The sequence below is a fragment of the Undibacterium sp. genome (genome assembly GCF_030683615.1).
Lineage (GTDB): Bacteria > Pseudomonadota > Gammaproteobacteria > Burkholderiales > Burkholderiaceae_D > Undibacterium > Undibacterium umbellatum.
In genome coordinates, this window is sequence record NZ_JAUXQE010000043.1 from 65215 (window position 1) to 87120 (window position 21906).

Annotated in this window: 18 protein-coding genes; 8 read left to right on the forward strand and 10 right to left on the reverse strand. The window is 51.5% G+C overall.

Going from position 1 to position 21906, the window contains the following annotated elements:
- Positions 1–35: 35 nt before the first annotated feature.
- The 3 genes from Q8K39_RS23465 to Q8K39_RS23475 all read right to left on the reverse strand — a co-directional run bounded on the left by Q8K39_RS23465 (position 36) and on the right by Q8K39_RS23475 (position 2875).
- Positions 36–1649 carry a ShlB/FhaC/HecB family hemolysin secretion/activation protein gene (locus tag Q8K39_RS23465; protein WP_305263578.1) on the reverse strand — a complete coding sequence of 538 codons (1614 nt, stop codon included), beginning with the start codon at positions 1647–1649 and terminating at the stop codon, positions 36–38.
- Positions 1650–1908: 259 nt separating this feature from the next.
- A complete protein-coding gene (locus tag Q8K39_RS23470) occupies positions 1909–2475 on the reverse strand; it encodes a hypothetical protein (protein ID WP_305263579.1) in 567 nt (188 codons plus the stop codon).
- Positions 2476–2488: 13 nt separating this feature from the next.
- A complete protein-coding gene (locus Q8K39_RS23475) occupies positions 2489–2875 on the reverse strand; it encodes a DUF6404 family protein (protein ID WP_305263580.1) in 387 nt (128 codons plus the stop codon).
- A gap of 645 nt (positions 2876–3520) precedes the next feature.
- Here Q8K39_RS23475 and Q8K39_RS23480 point away from each other — a divergent pair.
- Complete coding sequence (locus tag Q8K39_RS23480) at positions 3521–5056, forward strand: glycoside hydrolase family 10 protein (RefSeq protein WP_305263581.1); 1536 nt, start codon at positions 3521–3523, stop codon at positions 5054–5056.
- A 339-nt stretch (positions 5057–5395) separates the two neighbouring features.
- Entirely contained in the window at positions 5396–8236 is a 2841-nt protein-coding gene (locus Q8K39_RS23485; RefSeq protein ID WP_305263582.1) for a TonB-dependent receptor domain-containing protein, read from the forward strand.
- 86 nt (positions 8237–8322) lie between these two features.
- Here the strand turns inward: Q8K39_RS23485 and Q8K39_RS23490 are convergent, their stop codons facing one another.
- Together Q8K39_RS23490 and Q8K39_RS23495 are read right to left on the reverse strand one after the other, a co-directional pair.
- Positions 8323–9645 carry a serpin family protein gene (locus tag Q8K39_RS23490; protein WP_186952510.1) on the reverse strand — a complete coding sequence of 441 codons (1323 nt, stop codon included), beginning with the start codon at positions 9643–9645 and terminating at the stop codon, positions 8323–8325.
- Between the two features lie 107 nt (positions 9646–9752).
- Positions 9753–10313 (reverse strand): L,D-transpeptidase, encoded by a 561-nt coding sequence (locus Q8K39_RS23495; RefSeq protein WP_305263583.1) that lies wholly within the window; start codon positions 10311–10313, stop codon positions 9753–9755.
- A 190-nt stretch (positions 10314–10503) separates the two neighbouring features.
- On the opposite strand from Q8K39_RS23495, the gene Q8K39_RS23500 reads away from it, so the two are divergent.
- Both Q8K39_RS23500 and Q8K39_RS23505 read left to right on the forward strand, forming a co-directional pair.
- A complete protein-coding gene (locus Q8K39_RS23500; protein WP_305263584.1) occupies positions 10504–11391 on the forward strand; it encodes an N-acetylmuramic acid 6-phosphate etherase in 888 nt (295 codons plus the stop codon).
- A 67-nt stretch (positions 11392–11458) separates the two neighbouring features.
- Entirely contained in the window at positions 11459–12361 is a 903-nt protein-coding gene (locus Q8K39_RS23505; RefSeq protein ID WP_186952505.1) for a LysR family transcriptional regulator, read from the forward strand.
- Here the strand turns inward: Q8K39_RS23505 and Q8K39_RS23510 are convergent.
- The 5 genes from Q8K39_RS23510 to Q8K39_RS23530 all read right to left on the reverse strand — a co-directional run bounded on the left by Q8K39_RS23510 (position 12358) and on the right by Q8K39_RS23530 (position 18558).
- On the reverse strand, positions 12358–13668 hold the full coding sequence (locus Q8K39_RS23510) for a serine hydrolase (protein ID WP_305263585.1): 1311 nt from the start codon (positions 13666–13668) through the stop codon (positions 12358–12360). The two genes, Q8K39_RS23505 and Q8K39_RS23510, sit on opposite strands and share 4 nt — an antisense overlap.
- A gap of 38 nt (positions 13669–13706) precedes the next feature.
- Positions 13707–14306, reverse strand: a complete 600-nt coding sequence (locus Q8K39_RS23515) for a M15 family metallopeptidase (RefSeq protein ID WP_305263586.1) — start codon at positions 14304–14306, stop codon at positions 13707–13709.
- 137 nt (positions 14307–14443) lie between these two features.
- Positions 14444–16246, reverse strand: coding sequence for an ABC transporter substrate-binding protein (locus Q8K39_RS23520; protein WP_305263587.1), 1803 nt, complete (start codon positions 16244–16246; stop codon positions 14444–14446).
- Complete coding sequence (locus Q8K39_RS23525) at positions 16243–17244, reverse strand: succinylglutamate desuccinylase/aspartoacylase family protein (RefSeq protein WP_305263588.1); 1002 nt, start codon at positions 17242–17244, stop codon at positions 16243–16245. Before Q8K39_RS23525 ends, Q8K39_RS23520 begins: the two co-directional genes overlap by 4 nt.
- A 3-nt stretch (positions 17245–17247) precedes the next feature.
- The gene (locus tag Q8K39_RS23530; protein WP_305263589.1) at positions 17248–18558 is read right to left on the reverse strand and encodes an AmpG family muropeptide MFS transporter; all 1311 of its coding nucleotides are present in this window, start codon (positions 18556–18558) and stop codon (positions 17248–17250) included.
- Between the two features lie 236 nt (positions 18559–18794).
- Between Q8K39_RS23530 and Q8K39_RS23535 the strand changes: the two genes are divergently transcribed.
- Genes Q8K39_RS23535 through Q8K39_RS23550 form a run of 4 tightly spaced genes read left to right on the forward strand, consistent with a single transcriptional unit; the run spans position 18795 to position 21897 of the window.
- Positions 18795–19736 carry an N-acetylglucosamine kinase gene (locus tag Q8K39_RS23535; protein ID WP_305263590.1) on the forward strand — a complete coding sequence of 314 codons (942 nt, stop codon included), beginning with the start codon at positions 18795–18797 and terminating at the stop codon, positions 19734–19736.
- A complete protein-coding gene (locus Q8K39_RS23540) occupies positions 19733–20542 on the forward strand; it encodes an N-acetylmuramoyl-L-alanine amidase (RefSeq protein WP_305263591.1) in 810 nt (269 codons plus the stop codon). Before Q8K39_RS23535 ends, Q8K39_RS23540 begins: the two co-directional genes overlap by 4 nt.
- Positions 20539–21051, forward strand: a complete 513-nt coding sequence (locus tag Q8K39_RS23545; protein WP_305263592.1) for a M15 family metallopeptidase — start codon at positions 20539–20541, stop codon at positions 21049–21051. Before Q8K39_RS23540 ends, Q8K39_RS23545 begins: the two co-directional genes overlap by 4 nt.
- Positions 21052–21069: 18 nt before the next feature.
- Entirely contained in the window at positions 21070–21897 is an 828-nt protein-coding gene (locus tag Q8K39_RS23550; protein WP_305263593.1) for an ATP-grasp domain-containing protein, read from the forward strand.
- Positions 21898–21906: the final 9 nt, after the last annotated feature.

Below are 21906 nucleotides of genomic sequence, written 5' to 3' on the forward strand. Positions count from 1 at the left end.
ACAATTTCTTTTCTCATGCTCTTCCTCATCCATCATTAATAGTTGACGCCCAGTCTGACATGCAAGCGCTTGTCATCCTTGCTCAATTCATCCGGGGCACGTAGTGTCTTGCCATAATCCATCTGCAAGGACATCATGCGTGAAATAGCCAGCCTGATACCGATACCAACACTGGCAATCGAGCCAGAGCTTTGCTCGCCCGGCAATGCCTTGTTGCGTGACACATGGGCAGCGTCATAAAAACCCAGTAACTGACATTGGGTAAAACTGGCGGTGAAGCCTGTGCATAAGTTGGGGGTATAGATCTCTGCGCTAACCAGTGCACCGTAATCATTTGCCAGCGCCCTTTCGGTAAAGCCGCGCACGCTACTGGCACCGCCTGCACCAAATTGCTCACCGGGAACCAGGCTATCTCTGGTGTACTGACCGCTGAGCATGAGTTTCAATTGCCATGCCGCAGGTAAAACACGGCTATAACCAAGGCCATAGCGCAGTATGCTATATCCCGCAGTAGCACCACTGCGCACTTTCAGAAAGTCCTCGGTCTTGCCCTTTTCACCACCGGGCAAATTATGCACAGCCGTCAGATAGGCATTTGCTTCACCTGAGGCGGAACTCATGGTAGCGGCATAACTGAGGCTCAACGGATGCACCGTGACATCATTGCCCAGTTGTATGCCTTGCAGGGCGACATTATTCTTGAAAGCCTTGTAATCCCAGCCCAGGATCAGGCGTGAATCAAAATCCTCTGTGCGTCCCAGATTGTAATTGTAGCGGCCACCAATGACAGAGCCGCGGCCACTGACATTCAGGTCAAAGATGCCTGCTGCAATTGAACCAGAATCGACATTTGAATAGCTGGCATACAAATCCACGCTATCGCCAAACTGATACAAGGGCAAATGATAGCCAACACCAAACACCGCGTACTTACTAGGCTTCTGCAACGTGGTCGTATATTGCAGGCTAAGGACATCATCACGTCCACTGATATTGGCATGCTGGAACAACAAACCCAGATGAGATTTTCCGGTATTGCTGTCTCCAGCGTTGTCGAGATTGGCGCCAACGGTCCAGGGCTTGTTGTCATTGACATTTAGTATGGCATTGACTTCACCCTCTTTGGTCGTGGTCTCAAACTGCAAATTGGTTTTCTTGGCGGGGTTTTCGTTGGCTGTCTTCAGGCTCTCGGACAGCTTTTTGATATTCGGTGTATCGCCCTCGCGCAATTGTGGCAGGCTGCGCCTGACATTGTCACTGTCAAAATGGCGGTTACCCTTGACGCTGACACTGGCGATACGGGCTTGCACGACGACGAATTTAACGATCCCCTGATTCAATTCCTGCTCAGGCAAGACGACCTGCACCAGACTATAGCCTTTCTGGTGATAGGCTTTTTCCAGGGATTCAAGTGCTTTTTGCACATCGGCAAAACTGCGGCTCTTTCCTGTATAGGGAGACAACAGGCTTTCAAGGGCTGCAGCTGTCAGTAAATCATTTCCCTTGACCTCATAACGACTGATGTCAAAGCGCCCGATGACACTTTCAGTATCCTGAGCCGCCAATGGCTGGGTGAACCCAATTGCCAGGGCAAAGGCCAAGCTAAGGCTAAAACGAGATTGGGCTTGCTTGTTCTTCAACGGTCTCATACTAAGATTTCCCAGTTCCTGAGGCGTGCTATACCAAGTTCTTCTATGTGCAGAGCCTTGCCAGCCTCCGCTGATCGTATCGATAATGCCTATCGACTTCCTTTTTTGTATCGAATTCTTTTCTGAAGATATGCGCAAAAAAAATTGCGACTGAGGTGCGTAGTAGAAGTATCCTGCAATCCAATTCCGACCACAAGCACTATGTTGTTAATTCAAACATGACAGCCAGTATTTTCATTTTAACAACAGCACACAACATTCATCGCTTGCCAGTACGACGTTTATTAACTCCGCCCTTTGTTTCAAGGATGTGATCAAACTCATCAATCCGAAATGTACGGATAATCTCTATTGAAGGGCAACACAAGGCATCTCCCGACCCCATTTCCACACCTTTTAGCGTAACTGCATGCTGTTTGATGCTCGCACTGGCGAAGTCAAAAGTGCGCCAGCCACGTTCACCGAGTTTGCTTGCTGCTACCAGGCGATAACGCCGGCTGTGTTTCCCGGCAATTTCAACTGGCTTCTGCTCCTCAAAGAAAGCAATAAATTCGGCATGGTGATTGCTACCACCAAAACCTTCCAGATTGAACAACACTACGGCATCATTTTCATTGTCTTCAAATAATTGCCCGTACTTGATGACGGAGGGATTGCCGCTAAAAGTCTCAGCAATGCCATCACCAAACTGCGTGATCAACCTGGCCAGTTCAGCCTTTATCGCAGCCTGTTGCGCTGGTGTAGCGGAGCGTGAAGATGCTGCATCAGCAGTCTTGCAGGTCGTCAAAATCAAACCATACAGCAACAAACTCAATAAAAATTTCATGCCAGTTGCCTATTTAACTTAAGGTATCCGGCTTAAAGTCTTGCCACGACGGCAGCCCGTGCTTGCGTTTTCCATAGGCATAGTAGCAAGCCAGCGTCAGCCCAAACAAGAAGCCGGCAATGATGGATGAATTCAGCATAAGAATTGGGGCGATGCTCACTTTTGACCAGACAAAGAAATACATCAGCAAGCCCCAGCCTACCGTGTAAAAGCTGCCAGAGAACAAGGCGTTTTGCCAAAACTGGGCAAAATGTGGTGGCGCCACATCAAAACCCATACGCCATATCAAGCGCAAGTAGGGTGGAGCATAGTTGCTGCGCGTAATGCCTGTCTTTTCCAGAAGCATCAAAGCTGCCTGGCGCTTCTGGTCACGCTGCTTGTTTGTATCAGTGGTATTCATCAATCCGCTTTTTAAAAATACTCTTAGGAAACTTTGGCGCAAATACAGTTGCAAATACAGTTGCAAATAGCTGAATGCAAATCTTGTATGAAGGCGCCGTGGATTATATGCAACTTAGTCCCTCATTTGGATTTTCTATCTTCAGAGATAAGACCTACCTAGCAATTTTTTTTGGAAATATTGATTTGCAGAAAGAAGACAAATCTTTAGATCAGAGAGAATAACCCAGACTTATATCTGATGAATAAAAAGTCAATCGCAGTAAACTGGTATTACTGCCTATCATATAAGTAATCCTTCAATATTTGATGGATTACTCTCAGGACTCCCCCAAGACGATAGAGATTTTCAAGGGCGCGCAAGCGCCCTTTTTTTACTCATGCCATTAATTTCATGCTGCCCCAACATTTAGGTAGCCCCCCCCCCAACACAGAGTCTGACGCCTCGTTGTTACTGATTACCTGGCAAAAGTGGAAGAAACGCTGGTTAGTCAAAGTGTAATGCAGTAGCATCTCAGGTCTTTCGCTTTTTAACAGTTTTAGCTTACGCATGTCATCGTTTCTATCATCGTCACGACTCGTTTTTACTTGGAAAACTAATCTGCACCAGTATAAGTTGCCTGCGCTGGCCGCAGCCGCTTGTGCCATGCTGCTAGCCTGTACTACGCCGCCAGAGAAGTCCAGCGCTACCAGCAAACCAGCCAAAACCAATCTGACTATCGCCCCACAAAATGCACCCGCCAATTATCCACCGCAGGTACGCGAAGCGCCGCCCCTGCCGCGTGAATTCCGGGCCGCCTGGGTTTCCACCGTAGCCAATATAGACTGGCCCTCGCGGCGTGATTTGAGTACGGAAAAACAAAAGAATGAAATCATTGCCATCCTCGACAATGCAGTGCAGTTGAAACTGAATGCCATCGTCTTGCAGGTACGCCCGGCTGCCGATGCGATTTACCCTTCTGCGATCGAACCCTGGTCAGAATTCCTGACAGGAGAGCAAGGTCGGCCGCCTTCACCGTATTATGATCCACTGCAATTCTGGATAGACCAGGCGCATGCGCGTGGCCTGGAGTTGCATGCCTGGTTCAACCCTTTCCGTGCCCGCACTGCGCAATCCAAGACTACCGTGGCAGCCAACCATGTCAGCAAGCTGGCACCACAAGTTGTAAAAACCTATGGTGACCTGCAATGGATGGACCCGGGTGAACCCATCGCCATGCAGCAAACCCTGAATGTCATCAGCGATGTGGTGCGCCGCTATGATGTCGATGGCATACACATGGATGATTATTTTTATCCCTACCCCATCAAGGCTGGCAATGGCAGCGAAGTGGATTTTCCTGATGATCCAGCCTGGATAGCCTATTTGCAGTCCGGCGGCAAACTGGCCCGCTTCGACTGGCGCCGGGACAATGTGAACCGCTTGGTGGAAGCCATCAACCAGCGCGTGCATCTGGAAAAGCCATGGATGAAATTTGGCATCAGCCCCTTTGGAATAGGCAGGCCAGACAGATTGCCACCCGGCATTGCCGGTTTCAGTCAATATGACAAGCTATATGCGGATGTGGAACTGTGGCTGAGCAAGGGCTGGATGGATTACCTGGCACCGCAACTATACTGGCCCATCAATCAGGGGCCACAAGCCTTCAAGGTCTTGCATGATTACTGGCTGGCGCAAAACACAACAGGAAAGCATATCTGGCCCGGCCTGTATACCAGCCGCATAGACAATAGTGATAAGTCCTGGCCTGCCGATGAAATCCTGAATCAGGTAGATGCCATGCGTGACAGAGGCGGGAACGGTCATCTGCATTTCAGCATGGCAGCGCTGAGCCAGAACCGCAAAGGCATACGTCAGCGCCTGGCGACTGAAAAATACACCTCACAAGCCCTGATCCCGGCCAGCCCCTGGCTGGACATCAGCCTGCCAGCCAGCCCCGTACTGGAAGCTACGGCAGACAAGAAATCTGTGCGTGTCCAACTGGCAGGCACGGTCAATACCCGCCTGCTGGCGATCTGGAAGCGTACCGACCAGCAATGGCTGTTTTCTGTCGTACCTGCACAGAACATGAGCATAGACTTGGCTGATGACGGTCAATACGGGGCTATCCGCCAGGTGACAGTATCCGCCATCAGCCGCACTGGCCAGGAAAGCGCACGGGCAAATTACAGCATCCCCTGATAATACCAGTCAGGGCACTGGACAAGCAGAGGTAAGTAATGGATAACAAGTGTGGTTTTTAGATACGTATGGAGCAACCCGCCCCTATGTATTTTCCATACGCCATACACAGCTTTTCCTCTGCATTCCACGTCCTCACTGGCTATCAGGACAGTCCTGGCAAACCCCATATCTTTTGGTTATCGCCCGCCATGATATTTTCATTTGTCACTCTTCGGCGTGTAACCCTAGTCTGGAACACACATAAAATTTATATCAATTCTGATCAACGACGGGATTGAATGCGATTGAACACGAAAAACCGCCTACATCAATGTTGTACGACACAAGGAGAGACCAGTGAAGTTAAAGACCATAGCCAGGTGTATCGCCCTGATAGGCATTTCTGCCGGCAGTAGCGGATGGGTACTGGCGCAGGAAAAACCTGCTCCGGCACCGCAAAGGGTTGAAATTACCGGCAGCAGCATCAAGCGCATCGCCAGCGAGGGTGCCTTGCCCATCGAGGTCATTACCCGCAAGCAATTGGAAGCCTCTGGCATCGTCACGGCTGAGCAATTCATTGCCAACCTGAATATCAATGGTAATGGCTCTGACAATCTGGCCAGTAATGCCGATGTCACTTCTGGTGCGCAGCGTGGCAATAATGGCGCATCCTCAGCCAACCTGCGCGGTCAGGGTGCCGACAATACCCTGGTGCTGCTGAATGGCCGCCGCGTCGCCACCCATGGCATGAAGGGCTCGGCAGTTGACTTGAACTCTATCCCCATGGCAGCTGTGGAAAGGATAGAAGTCTTGAAAGATGGCGCATCTGCCATCTATGGTACCGATGCGATTGGTGGCGTCATCAACTTCATCTTGCGCAAGAATTACAATGGTGTCGAAGCCCAGGCGTTTACCGACATTACCCAGCAGGGTGGCGGCAATATCAAGCGGGTTTCCGTGGTGGGTGGTTTTGGTGATCTGGAACAGGACAATTACAATGTCCTCATCACTGCCACGCATAGCGAAAACGATGCATTGCGCGGTGATCAGCGTGATTTCGTGAATACTTTCCAGCCCAATCGCGGTTTATCAGTCGACACGCGCGGCACCCCGCATGCCACGGTATTTGCCACTTCGCTGGCCAATACTATACTCAGCAACAAGAGCAATAATGGCCCGGTCTTTCCTGGCACCAGCCAGGTCATGAATGCCATCAATGTATTGAACCTGCCGGGCGGCGCAGGCTGCAATGCTGTCGATGGCATGTCTGCTTATGATGCCAAACTGTGGGATGTGGCTTCTTCCAAATATGCTTGCGCATGGGATACTGGCCGTGCGGCGGTATTGCAACAGCCTGTGAAGAACGATAACTTTGTTTCACGGGCCACTTTTAAAATTGGCACGCATCAATTGTTTGCCGAATTAGTAGGCTCTCAGGTTGAAGTATCCAAGCGTTTTTCGCCAAATCAGGTATCTCCTGGCACAGCCTTTCCGGCCTCCTCTTTTTATCCAAGTACAGGCTCAGCATATAACGATGTGTTCAATGCGATTGTTGCGGTATTCCCCAGCATAGAGGCAAACCGTGGTGCGCCTATCGCTTACCGCTGGCGCTGCATGGATTGCGGCAATCGCGAAATCACTACCAAGTCTGAAGCAGGACGCTTGCAACTGGGTGCTGATGGCCAGATCGGCAATTGGGATTACCGTGTAGGTCTGTCTCGCGCCTATAGTGAATCCGAATCCAGGCTGGGTAGTGGCTATAACTATACCGTCGCACTGGCGAATGCGCTGGGCACGGGTATCATCAACCCTTTCCTGAAACCAGGTGAAAAGCAAACGCAGGCAGCACTGGATCTGATCAACAGCACCTCGGCCTCTGGCGTAACGCTGTATGGTGGTAAAACCACCTTGACACAAGTCGATGCGGCCCTGTCTGGCGAAGTCTGGAAATTGCCTGCCGGCGCTGTCATGGCTGCGGTAGGCATGGATGTACGCAAGGAAGAATATGCTTTCAATGGCGACGCCAGGGCCGCCAGTGCGCGCCCCGTCATCCTGAATGCACCTTTTGATGATAGCAATGCGCTGCCTAAAGTCAGCAGGGATATACGCGCTGTGTATGCAGAAGTATTGGTGCCCGTCTTCAAATCACTGGAAGTCACAGTCGCTGGCCGCCAGGATCATTACTCAGGCTTTGGCAACACCTTTAATCCAAAAGTGAGTTTCCGTTACACGCCGACCGATGCCCTGTTGTTCCGTGGTTCCTATAACACGGGCTTCCGTGCACCATCGTTTAACCAGCTATTCAATGGCATCACCGAATCACCCTATCTCGGCAAAGATCTGGTCGATCCAGCCAGTTGCCCGACCTTGAAAGTCGATAGCAGCAAAGCGGGTTGCGCGTCCATCACACCAAACATTTTCACTGGTGGCAAAACCACGCTGGGGCCAGAAACTGCAAAACAGGGGACCGTTGGTGTCGTATGGGCACCAAGCACGCACTTCAGTGCCAATGCCGACATTTGGGAAATCCGCAAGGAAAACTCTATCACCTCGGTATCCCTGGCCACCATGTTGCAAAATTACGGATTATTCAGGGAGCAATTCTTGCGTGACAGCGCTGGCAATCTGGTTTTCATTGACCAGCGCTGGGTCAATGCCGGTTCCAGCATCACTCGTGGTGTGGAGCTTGGTGCCAAAGCGAATGGCGAAATCTTGAATGGGAAGTGGGCAGCTGGCCTGGATGGCTCTTATCTGCTGGAGAAAAAATCACGCCCCATGGCGAATGCACCTTATAGTGACAGTGAAGTCGGTAAATTCAGCTACACCGGCGACCTGGGTTTAAAGTGGAAGCATGTTGCCTATGTCAACTACACCCAGGGTGACTGGACAGGGACTTTCACCCAGATTTATCGTGCTGGCTATAAAGATCAGGTCTTGCCCGGCGTGCAAACCGGCCTGGTCATGCCATCCAACTACAACCCCAATGTCAAGGCCTATACAGTTTACAATCTCAGCGCGACATATAGCGGCATCAAAAACCTGACACTGACTGCTGGCGTCAAAAATGTCTTCAACACTGACCCGCCGTTTGCCGTCACTTATGACAGCAATACCGGTGCAGGCAGCTCCTGGGAACCTAGGGTAGCTGATCCGCGTGGACGTTCGTTCACTTTGCTGGCGAATTACAAATTCAAGTAAATGAGTAAGGTGTAAAGCAAGTAAAAAATCCCCCGGTTTAGAAACCGGGGGATTTTTTTAAGGCTAAAGCTTACTGAACAACGCTATTAACTTGCTGCCGGATTCATCAACTTGCCCATGAAGATAATCAAGCCAGTCTGCCTGTCCCTGATCATGAACAAAAAGGGGCGATCCAGCGCCAGTTTCAGCGGTTGATTGACATTGATACTGGTGACGCCAACCACCACGCCTGTCGCTGCTGCTGCCTCTGTCCCTTTTTCATCGACATTGATATATGCCTTGTGCACGACACCAGAAATCGACAGATCACGGTTGCCGGTCATGCCAGAGAAATCTGCCTTGCCAGCATCAAAAGCGGCACTCATACCCAGACTGCTGAGGCTGGAATTCATCGCAGGGTTGGCACTGAAGTTAAACTTGGGCATGCTCAATGCCAGGTATTGATCTTTCAAGCCTGCAGCAATATCACTGACGGCCGCGCTATTCAAACCTTGCACAAAACTGTCAAATTTGCCAGCATCTGGCATCACCACCAGCATCGCCAGTTTGTTATCCATATATGGCAACTCCACCGCCTGATAGCCCTTGCCTTGCAGATAGGGGAAAGTCGCTGTCTGATTCATGAATGGAAGGCTGCTCACACTACCCTTGCGGTTGGTGAAATCCTGGTTTCGCGTGCTTTCCTTGGTAAATTGTTGCGCCCAATCTGACTTGAACCAGATGGCATTCGTCAACACCACCCGGGTCGATGAAGAAACCGAGTCTGGAGGCAGCAGATCCTTGATCTTTTTTTGGGTCTGCTCTTCGACCCAGTTATTGATGCTCAGACGTGAAGGCTCCGTTGCCTTGACAAAATCCAGTAAATTCACCGCCGCGCCAAAATTGACACTTAGCGCATCCAGATAAGTACCCTGCAAGTTGTAACCCTGTTGTGCCCACAGCGCATTGGAGATATTCAAATTGGGTAACTGGGCATTTGGCTTGGCCGTAGTCGAAGTCTTACCCGCCAATACCAGATCCAGACGATTCAGCGCCGCCTGCAAACGGCTTTGCGGCAACTGGAAAGACAGGGCTTTTTCCATGCCACTCAGCGTATCTCCCTTGGCACCAGCGGCTGTCATCTCCAGCGCCAGCGTCAGGCTGAATGGTGAGTACACCAGATTATTGTCGCCTTGTGCATCCAGCAATGGCAAGACTTTCAAGGCAAATTCGGTATTCCCTGCCACTACCGCCGCCAGGTCGGCATCACTGGCCTGAGGTGATGGATTGCGCGCCAGCGAAGATTTGGCAGTGCCGATAGCCTGGGCTTTGCCAGTATCTGATGTCGTGGTAGTGGCTGTATTGCCCGCCCCACCGCAGGCAGAAACCAGGGCGAGCAGCAAACATGAGCATAGTATCGTAGGACGCATTTTTGAGCTTTCAAAATAGGAGGCATGGCGATCATACGCCAGACAAACTGCCGAATCAGCTCAAAAATGTACTCAAATTGTCATTAAATTGTAAATCCTAAAAGATATCAGGTGGCAGGCTTCAGCGTCTCCACTGCCTGGTCGACCACATCGACTACAGCGCCAACCCCTACCCGTCCAAACAACTCGGCAATATCAACGGAACGCATGCGTATGCAACCATAGCTGGCAGGCGTGCCCAGCAAGCTTTCTTGCGGCGTACCATGGATATAGATAAAACGCGGATAGGCATTGCGATTGCGAAGTTCTGTCCCGCGAAGCCAGAGTATGCGTGTCACCACCGGGTCACGCCCCGGCGCATCCGCCGCCACGATTTCACCGGTTGCCAGCCTGTCTTTGAAGACCGCCCCCAGTGGTGCACCCGCACCGATTTTCTCGGCAATCTGCATGCGGCCGCCGGGTGTCATATAACTGTCTGGCATATCCCCTATGCCACGTTTGGCCGTGGAAATCGCATAGGTCGCAACAGGTTTGCCATCTTCCAATAGCAGCATTTTTTGGTCTGGCACAGAGATGAGCAGTCGATGACGGCTGTCGCTCCCTTGCAGCCAACCCCACTGGCAAGCGGACACCAGCAGGCAGGCGGCCAGTATCAGAAGCAGCTTCATTTTCAAATGAGGGCGAAGAATTTGCATTGTTTATCTGTGCTTTAACGATAAGCCAGCATAAGCTGATCAACAGGTATCTGCAAATAATTCCTGCAGTCGCATGCATTACCTGAAGTTATGGGCCGGGTATCAGCTTTCATTTGTGCTCTGCCTGCACAGAGCTTAAGTTATGCAATAAAAGGATAGCGCCATGTTGAATACCGAAGCACCAAGCATCAGCCACACCGAGCTCGATTTATACCCAACCACGCAACTGGTCGGTGTACTCATTGATGACCAGTTGAATGCCATACGCGCAGTCAGCCTGGCTGCCGCACAAATCGCCGCTGCTGTGGATGCGGCAACACCCCGCATATTGGCCGGGGGTCGTCTGGTGTATGTGGGCGCGGGTACTTCTGGCCGCCTGGGTGTGCTGGATGGAGTGGAATTGCTACCAACATTTTCATGGCCAAATGAACGCGCCCTGTCCTTGCTGGCAGGTGGCAAACAAGCCATGTTTGTTGCCGTCGAAGGTGCTGAAGATGATGCGGAACAAGGTGCCAAAGAAATCATGCAACTTGCCCTGACATCCAATGACGTGGTGTTGCTGATTGCAGCATCCGGTGCAACACCCTATGTACTTGGGGCCTTGCAGGCGGCACGCGCAGCGGGAGCCTTGACCATAGGCTTTGCCAACAACCCCTGCGCGCCTGTGACTTTGCAGGCTGAGATTGGCATCACTCTTGATACCGGTAGTGAAGTCATCTCAGGAAGCACCCGCCTGAAGGCAGGTACTTCACAAAAAGTTGCACTGAACAGTTTTTCCAGCGCCCTCATGGTGCGCTTGCATAAGGTTTATGGCAACCTCATGGTGGATGTCAAACCAACCAACGTCAAATTGCTCAGGCGCACCGTCAGCCTGACCATGCATGCAACTGGTCGCGATGAAGTGCACTGCCGCCGCATACTGGAAGAATGCAATTTCCATGTCAAGATCGCGATACTCGCCATCCTGAATAACGTCAGTGTCAGTACGGCAAGCGAGAAACTGCTAGCTTGTGGAGATGACTTGAGGCTGGCCTTGAAGACCAACTCCTAGCTTTCAAAGCGACGAAGCCTTACAGGCGTTACAATCAAGCTCGTTATTTGCTGAAGGTATTTACACCATGCGTTTGCGTCATATAGAAGTTTTTCATGCCATCATGCAGGCGGGCACGATCAGTGGGGCAGCGCAATTGCTGAATATTTCTCAACCAGCTGCCACCAAGGTCTTGCAGCATTGTGAAATACAGCTGGGCCTGAAACTGTTTGAACGCATCAAGGGCAAGCTGCATCCCACGCCAGAAGCGCACAAATTATTTGCCGAAGTTGACAAGCTCAACCGTGACTTGCAATCAGTCCGCAGGCTGGCCAGCAACTTGAAGAACCATCCAGATGAAGCAGTCCGACTGGCATCGACGCCGACCTTATCGATTACGGTAGTTCCTACCGCGCTGGCCGCCTGGCGCAAGAAATTCCCTCATGTACATTGCACGCTGGCGACGCACCACACTAGCGAGATTGTCAATGCCCTGCTATTGGGTGACGTGGATTTTGCCCTGTCCCTGTATGATCCCTGCCACCCGAATATAGCCTCCGAGCCCCTGATACGCGGTAGCATGACTGCCATCGCCCCACTAGGCAGCTGGTCTAAAGCGCTGGACAATACTGCCCTGCCGGTTGCCGACCTTCCCAAGAATTTGATCGCGCTGGACCTGGATGACCATCTCGTCAGCCGCGTCATGGATGCCTGCGAAGAACAGGGCTTGAGTTTTACCTCTTACACTGTGGTGCAAACCTACTTGCTGGCGAGGACGCTTGTGGAACTGGGCGCAGGCGCGGCAGTCATCGACCCCTTCACTGCCGCCACCTCCGACCATGACAAAGTGCAATGCCGCCCCTTATCGCCGAATGTGCCTGTTGATTTGTATTTACTGACGGTGAAATCAACGCCCCTGTCACGCTCTGCGCGCGCTTTTGTAGAATGCATCAAGGAGGCAGGTGCAGAGTTTATTGCCCGTACCAGCTAAAACAATTTGTAAATCGCAGTGAGTATCTGCTCTTCCCAGATACTCATGCTGGAATAAGCGCCTGGATTTTTATCGGGGTCAGCGGCCACACCGCCTATGACATAGATAATGCCATTGCGCGTGGTCGGGTCAAACAGGAAGGCCGATTGCAGACCATAGGCAAAACCCAGATGACCGACAGGCTTGAAGGCAGGCTGAGCCTGTACCAACCTGTCGCCATAATGCGCGGCACTCGTGTCCGTGAAACGCTGGAAACCCAGTCCCCAGGATAAAAATAGGCCTCGGTAATCGTCGCCATTGTGAGTACTCGCGTCGTAGCGCCATTGCTCTGCAGTCAAAGCCCTGACACTGGCTGGCTTTAGCAGGCGAACGCCATCAAGCTCACCTTCGTTCATCAGCATCAGCATGATGCGGCTCAAGCCTTGCATGCTGATGCGCAAGCCACCTTGCGGGCTGAACAAAGTTGCGTTCGTACCAGGCCGATAGTTTTGCAGTTCCCGCCTGATCAAAGGCTTTCTGCGAAAATCATCTGTTTGTGCCACCCATGGGCCTTGCGAATTCCAGACTTCATTGGCCTGTTTGCGGTACAAAACAGATAGCCGCGACAAGGCATCTGTCGACAAGAGTTCCGGGTGATATGCTCCTTCTATCTGCAAGGGTTGCAACACCAGTTCGTGCATCAGTAAATCAAAACGCTGGCCGCTGACGGCTTCCATGACAGTGCCAAGCACTCCCCAATTGAGATTCACATAATGGAAAAAAGCACCAGGAGCAAAGTTTCCTCCTGGTTTGGCCTTTGCCGGATCAGCCCATTGCAAACCTTGCGAATAATTTTTCCCGCCGGGCCGCAAAAAACTCTGCATGCTGACATCTGCCGGGAAATTATAACCACCATCATCCCGCAGGGATGAAGTATGACTGAGCAGCATGCGGGTAGTGATGACTGCATCTGGATAATGCGGGTTCCTCAGCTTGAAGCCCAGGTAGCTGCTGATATCGGCATCCAGATCAAGCTTACCTTGCTCTACCAGACACATGACAGCAATGGCAGCCACCATCTTGGAAACTGAGGCAACCCGATAGAGGGTATGCGTATCAGCAGGCAGGTTATTGGCCGGGTTTTTCTGGTCGAAATAGCGCTGACCAAACTGTTGTTGGTAAACGACTTTGCCAGACTTGATTGCCAGCACAGACAGGCTGGCGAGTGTTTTATCGGGTCGTGCAGCAATAGCAGCCAGTTGCTGAGTCACCTGCCGTTCATTTGCTGCCTTGCCTTGCGCCATAGTCGGGTTTGCCATTAAGGACATAAGCATAAGCAGGTAACTGGCAGGAAAGTACTTCATCCCTAGTCAATGCGCAAATAGGTTTCCCGCACGACGACCGGGTCGCCACAATTGAAATGCCACCATTCGCTATTGATGCCACGAAAACCGCCATGTGCCATTGCTGCCCGCAAAATTCCACGCTGATCAAGCTGGTGCTGGGTCAATTGGCCTTCGGACAGCATTCTTTGTTCCAGCGCAGGATGGGATTTTTCTTCCAGGGCATCAAAGCCACTGCCCATATCCAGTTCTTTACCATCAGCGTCAATCAATGTGACATCCACCGCCATGCCAAAGGAGTGGATGGAACCGCGTGCTGGATCAGCGACATACATGCGCAAGGGTGTGCCATCCAGATGCTGCCACAGCATTTCCTGAACCCTGTGCGGGCGCAGCGCATCCAGTACCAGAATGCGTAAACCGGGGTGATGCTCATGCAACCAGTTGACGGCAGCTTGCAGCGCGTCAACAGCTTCTCTGTGCAACCAGCTACAGTCCAGCTCACCATATAATTCACGGCCGACAAAATTGTCAGCACCGACATAACGTAAATCGATAACAATGCCGCTGACGGTATCCAGCCGGCAAAAATCAGGATGATCTGCAATCAATTCACAACGCACAAAGTCTCCACGCAACAGAGTTTTTCATACAGGCAGCATAGGGGCAGTCACCAGTGCCTGCCAATGAATACTTGCCGATCACATATAACCGCAAGGAATGCTCAAAACCGTCACAGTTTCACGCTATAGGATAAAGTTTATTTTAGTACTTTATTGCGCGCCGCTACATCAACATCCAGATAACGCCAACTGGTAAAGTCTACAGGGTGGCGGTAATAATTTTGCAGCCAAGGCTGTAATAAATCTGCCGTCACAGGGTGTATACGCGGCACCCAAGGTGTGTAACCGTGCATGAGTTGGGCCATTTGCCGGTATATCGCCGTTCTTTCTGGGCTGTCACCGAGGCGCATCGCCTGTTCATACAATGTATTAAAGGCAGGCAGGTTAAAGCGGGAGTAATTGGCACGACCAGCGTTTGGTCCATACAAGAGCTGGTAAAAATTCTCGGCATCAGGGAAGTCGGCTATCCAGTTGGCTTCTGTCATCTGTACCTTGCCCAGACGGGCTGCACGCAAGACTTCAGAGTGCTTGTCGGTCTTGAAGCTGACATGTATGCCCAGGGCATCAAGATTCTTGCGCCAGACTTCATCACGCAAACGACCTGTGGTACTGGCCAGGCTATGCATTTGCAAATGCAGCGGCTGACCATCCGGCAAGTTACGATAGTGATCCGCCCCACGCTTGTAGCCAAATTTATCCAGCAGGGCATTTGCCAGTTTCAAGTCATATTGCACTGGTGTTTTGTAGTTGGGATCGTAGCCCAGTACATTCGGTGGCAAAGGTGATTGCGCCTGTATCGCCAGACCTTTTTCCATCAGGGCGATGTCTTCCTTGCTGTCATAGCTGAGAGCAATGGCACGACGCAGCGCGATTTTCTCAGGGGTATAACCACCTATCACCGGGTCCTCCATATTCATCCACATGTAATAGGTTTGCAGGGGGGTAAACAGGGACAGACGTATGCCCCGCTGCTGCAAGGCAGGTTTTAATTTACCATCATCGAGAACCATATTCGACAGTGGCGGCGGCACCTGTTCCAGATAATCGAATTCATTATTAAGGAAGCCCAGCACACGTGACTGCTGTTCTTCCATGATTTTGATCTCGACCTTACTGACACGCGGTAAAGTTTGCCCGGCCAGGCTGGCGGCGATTTTCTTTGTAGCGTCATCCGTGCCCTGGTCATTGAACAGCGTCTTGCGGTACTGTGGGTTAGCGAGCAGCTCTATACGAAAACTGCGTTGCCAAGTCCCCAAAATAAAGGGACCAGTGCCTATGGGATGATTACCTACCTGATTCCCATAGGCATCGACCACCTCTTTTGCCATCGCCCCCGTTGCAGTGGTCGCCAGAATGAACAGGAAATTGCTATCTGGTGCATTCAAACGTATGCGCAGCGTGTATTTATCAACGGCTTGCAAACCAGGAATATTGGTTTGCAGATCAAACTCCTGCTTTTTGCCATCTTTCGCGGTACTGGGCCGGAGTTTTTCATCGCCAAGCAACTTGCCTTCAAACATGAATAGCCAGGGTGATTTGACTGTCGGATCATAAATACGCTTGATGCTGTAGATATAATCTTCTGCCGTCAATTCCCTGGGCTTGCCTTTGAATGCCGGGTCAGGTGTGAACATGATGCCCGGTTGCAGGCGCAAGACATAGGTCTTGCCCTGATCCAAAATTTCTGGCATGACTTTCAGAGTGTTCGGTTTGAGTTTGACCGGACGCGCCAGATAGTCGTAGCGCAGCATGGGCTCGAAAATATTTTCATTGATACTGACCGATGGCACGTCCGATGCCACAGCCGGGTCCAGACTACTTTCGGGTGTACTCACCAATACCCGCAAGACTTTTTCTGTACTGGCTGCCGCCTTCGCAGGCAAAAGCTGTATCAAACTACACAAACCCAGCGATACTGCAAACAACACTCGCAAACTCATGCTTTCACTCCAGCCATTTCAGCCAGACGCGGATTAGCCTTGGTCAGGTAAAACCATTCCTCGCCAGCTTTGGCACCCAAATCTGGGAAAATGATGCGACCAGCCTGGTCGGCCCTGACTTCAATGCCGTCAGCACGTATGCCAATCAGTTCACCCTGTGTCAATTCATCAAAGCTGCGCCACTCGCGCACAAAACTATCGTCATCATGCAATTTATCGATGACGTCATAAATACGCAAGGCTTCCATTTCCGTAACTGGCTCTGGTGCTGCTCCAGCAATCAAACCCAGGTGACGCAGGCTGTTGATGATGGCGGCATAAGCTACTTGCGGCGCTTGCGGGTCTTGGTGCTGGCCGCATTCCAGTGTCATGGCATAGCCACCAACTGAGCGCATGTATTCTGTCGTGCCGACGCCAAACTGGGTATTGGCATTGGCAATCGTCTTGGCATCAGCATCATGGGCCAAGCGCTGCTGGCGGCGCTGTACGCCACGCGCATAAGTACTGAGCCAGCCATCAACCAGCCGGTGCACGCCCAGGCGCATAGCCATTGCCAGCTCATGTACTTCATGACTAAATGATTCTATGGGGCCACGGTTATTCTCGGGCCCGATCAAGACAAAGGGTTCCCCCTCACCGCGGAAAGAATGCAGGTCTAGCAAGACATCATGCTGCGCCAGCAAGGGGCAAAGCCAGTTTGCCACATGGTCTTCAAACTCTTGCACATCTTTCGTTGGTATCAGGCGGCGATTCAGGTTACGTTCGCCCTCCCTTTGTCCAAGCTGGTAGGCCAGCGGATTACATACCGGTACCAGTGTCAGCCGTCCGGCCAGCAATTGCAAACTGCCCGCCTCCAGTTCAGCAATGACGCGGCGTATGGCCACGGTTCCGCAAGTTTCATTGCCATGCACAGCACCCGTAACAATGACACTGGTACCAGGCTGTGGCGAACTATAGCTGCAACTTTGAAATTGATAGGGATAGATATTTTTATTCATGCTTTATTCAGCTTTTTTACCAAAGGCCGGGTCTACTTTAATCAAGGCGGTGACGACGAAAGTAGGCACGGCGGCGATGCATATCCACACAAAGAAATGAGCGTAACCCAGGTACTCTTGCAAACGGCCACTGATCATGCCGGGCAACATCATGCTTAGCGCCATGAAGCCGGTGCAAATTGCATAATGCGCAGTCTTGTGCTCGCCATCGGCGATCATGATCATGTACAGCACATAGGCGGTAAAGCCAAAGCCATACCCCATTTGCTCTATGGCGACGGCGGCACCGATCAGATAAATATTTTGTGGCTGCACAAAAGCCAGATAGACATACACCAGATGCGGCACATTGATAGCCAGCGCCATGGGCCAAAGCATGCGTTTCAAACCAAAACGCGAGATAAGTGCGCCACCAGCCAGACCACCTATGGTCAGGGCAATCATGCCCATAGTGCCATATACAATACCGACTGCCTGCGTGGACAGGCCCAGGCCGCCTTTATCCACACTATCAAGCAAGAATGGAGGAGCCATTTTGACCAGTTGCGCTTCGCCAAAGCGATACAGCAAGAGGAAGGCAATGGTCAGCAGAATGTTTTTCTTTTTGATGAACTTGCCAAAAATCGTGAAGAAAGTCGCCACTACCTGATTTGGGTCACCATGCGCCGTATCGCTGGCGGGCCGTGGCAGGGCCCATTTATGATAAACAGCCAGACTGATAAACTTCATAGCCAGCACGCCAAAAACCACGATCCAGGCAAACTTGACATCCCCCGTCAAATCACGCAGCGAACCTGCCAGATAGACCAGAGCCCCCTGCCCGTACAGCATTGCCATGCGAAAAAACATACTGCGCACACCAACAAAAGCGGCCTGCTGATGCTGTTCCAGTCCCAGCATGTAAAAACCGTCAGAACTGATGTCATGGGTAGCGGCACTGAATGCCAATAGCCAGAAAACCAGCAGCGTCGCCTGGAAAAAACCAGGCATGGGTATGGTCAGGGCCACCAGGCCAAACAGCGCACCGATCACCAGTTCCAGCGTAATGATCCAGAAACGCTTGGTCTTGAACATGTCCACAAAAGGTGACCAGAAGGGCTTGATCACAAAGGGCAGGTATAACCAGCTTGTATATAAGGCAATGTCCGAATTGGAAATATCCAGGTTTTTGTACATAATGACGGAAAGTGTCATTACCACGACGTAAGGAATCCCCTGACTGAAATACAATGAAGGTATCCAGCGCCATACACCAATAGGAGCGCTGGGTGACACTTCAGATTTTTTGACTGCAGCAGCTGTCTCGCTTGTCATCTTGATCTTTTTCTTAAGTAGTAGAGCATCTTCCCAGTAAAATACCGGGATTGCGATTGAAATTTTGCCGCTGCTTCATAGCAAAAAGTTATAAGCCGGACGCATCTTTTCATTCGCTGCCAGTAACAGAAGCGCCCTATGATAAACGAACAACTGCCAGTTATTGCAATTCAGCGCCACGATGCCGTATCAATTTTTCCAGAAACCTGCACAAAGCCTGCACAACAAACCCGTTCATGCCATCTGACCAGCACATATCCGCTCAGCAAAGCACAGCCATTGCGCTAGGGATAGATGCGGGTGGCACGCAAACCCGCTGGGCGCTGGCAAGCAAGGACGAGCAAATACTCGCCAGTGGAACTGCCGCGGGGCTGACTGCGCTGCAAACCGACACGCACGAAGGCATACAAGCCCTGGAGCAAGTGTTTGCCGGGCTGGCCGCCGCGACCAGCAGCCATGGCCAGGTTGGCAGCATACGTGCAGGTATTACCGGTTTTGGCGGTGATGCGCGCACCTTGCCAGATATGCTGGCGGATTGCTTTGGCCTGCATCAAGCTCATGTCTCTGTCAGCAATGACATAGAAATTGCCTATCTGGACATTTTCAAACCGGGAACCGGTTACCTGATCTATGCAGGCACCGGCTCGATTGCTGCCTATATCGATGGCAATAGCGAATTTCACCGTGCTGGTGGCCGTGGTTATTTGCTGGACGATGCTGGTGGCGGTTTCTGGATAGCCCGCGAAGCCATGCGCCAGCTCTGGCGTGCAGAAGATGAACATCCCGATCACTGGAAAGAATCCGAAATGGCCAAGCGCCTGTTCAAACTCATCGGCGGCAATGACTGGAATATATCTCGCGATTTTATCTATCACCGCAGCCGCGGCGACATAGGTAAGCTGGCGCTGGCCGTGGCAGCATCCGCCAATAGTGACCCGTTAGCCATGGCCATACTCAAGAACGCTGGCAAGGAACTGGCGCGCCTGGGCACGGCCATGTGCACCCGCTTTGGCAATAAACCCATCGCACTCGCCGGCAGGGTACAAGAACTGCACCCTGCCATCGTAGAATCCCTGCGTCTGCATCTGCCGCCAGAAATCAGCCTGCGCCAGAGCACTTGCGAAGCCCATTTTTCCGCAGCACGACTCGCTGCCCGACAACTCAAAAAACAATCATGAATAAAGTCAGCCTATATAGCTTATTAGCCGCAATCAGCATCTTCATCAGTGGCTGTGCCACGGTCGGCCCGATGGGCAAGCTCGATACCACTATCTCTGCCAAGAGCCAGGAAGAACGCGTGCAATTCATCATCCTGCACTACACGGCACTTGATCAAGCCACTTCATTACGGGTGCTCAGCCAGCAGGCAGTCAGCGCAAATTATCTGGTGGGCGATGAAGACCCCATCAAGGTCTGGCAGTTGGTGCCAGAAAACCGCATGGCTTATCACGCCGGGCTCAGCGAATGGAAAGGCTATAGCCGCATGAATGCCAGTTCCATCGGCATAGAAATCGTCAATCTCGGTTTCAAGGATACGCCGGAAGGCAGGATTTACTTCCCCTACCCGCAAGCCCAGATAGACCGCGTGATTGCCCTGGTCAAGGATATCTCTCTGCGCTATCAGATACGCCCGGAATACATACTCGGTCATTCTGACATTGCCCCCACGCGCAAATCAGACCCCGGTCCGCTGTTCCCATGGAAGCAACTGGCCGATGCTGGCCTTATCCCCTGGCCCAGGGCAGAAGAAGTCGCGCAACGCATGACAGCCTATGAATTGCAATTGCCAGAGATCAAATGGTTCCAGCAAAAACTCGCTCAATTTGGGTATGGCATTCCGCAAACCGGCTTGCTTGATGAGGCAACCAGAAGTGTGCTGGTGGCCTTCCAGACCAAGTACAGGCCAGCAAAATTTGACGGCATGCCAGATGCAGAAACCGCCGCCATGCTCGACACACTGGTTGCTAATCTGAAAGCGAAATGAGCATGGCAGCGGCTACGCCGCCAAACCTCATCATCCCGCCGCAATTGCTGGAACAGCGCAATTTGCTGATCCAGCAAGAAGCCAGCGAACTGGTATTGGCAGAAACAGGCGAAGATGGCTGGCAATATCTGCTGACACCAGAGGCCAATCTAGCCTGGCAGGCAATGAAGCAAGCTGCCAACCAGGATGGCATCGCACTACTGATGATCTCCGCCTACCGCAGCATCGCCAGACAATCCGAGATTATCTGTAACAAACTGGCAGAAGGTAAAACGCTGGAAGATATCTTGCTGGTCTGCGCCCCGCCCGGTTACAGCGAACACCACACCGGCCGCGCGATCGACATAGCCACGCCAGAAGACCCGGAACTGGAAATATCTTTTGACACCACGACGGCCTTTGCCTGGCTGCAAAACAATGCCGGGCGCTTTGGTTTTCACATGTCTTACCCGCCAGGAAATAGCAGCGGGTTTCAGTATGAGCCTTGGCATTGGTGTTTTCGGCCATAATAAAATAATTGGCCGATCATGAACCTTACTCTTATTGAAGATAAATTATTCGTTGTCAGCGAACGGCTAGGCCTTGCTGTCTATGATTTCGATTTTGATTTGCATTTCGAATGCACTCATCCCTATCTGATTGAAGGGCAACGCCCCTGTATCATGCGGGTAGGTGCCATCGCCAATTATGCCCAAGAGTATGAAGAGAAAATGGAGATGGGCTTACAACTCATCAATTCACCAGACCAGCATGTATTGGCAAGCGAGCTGGAAGCCTGGTATCCACTGATCACGGAATTAACACCACGCACCGTCGTTTATGAAGCTTTACCGACGGTGCTTGAAATTGAGTCCAACTTTGACTGGCCGGTTTTTCTGAAGGGCTCCAGGCAAACCAGCAAACACAATCCCTATCTCGCCGTCATACAAAACCGTGCTCACTATGAAAGAGCAGTTCAGCTTTATCAAAACGATGCAATATTGCACTGGCAAAAACCAGTCATACGCGAGTTCATTCCCCTCGCAAAAGTAGATGGCATAGTTCCTGGTAAAGTGCAGGTATCCATTGAGTACCGTTCATTCTGGTGGCATGGAGTCTGCGTTGGCTGGGGGCGCTATTGGTATCAGGTGCAGCCATATGATTGCCCCGATACAGATATTGGGCTTGCCATTGCAGCTAGTGCTGCTGCAAAACTGTCAGTTCCATTCTTGGTCATAGACTTTGCAAAAACTGCAGATGGTCGCTGGATCATCATAGAATGCAACGATGCGCAAGAGTCAGGTTATGTTGGAGTACAGTCCCTGCGGTTATGGCAGAGACTGCTGGCGGAAATAGATTCACATCCCAACACCTAGTTTTTTACA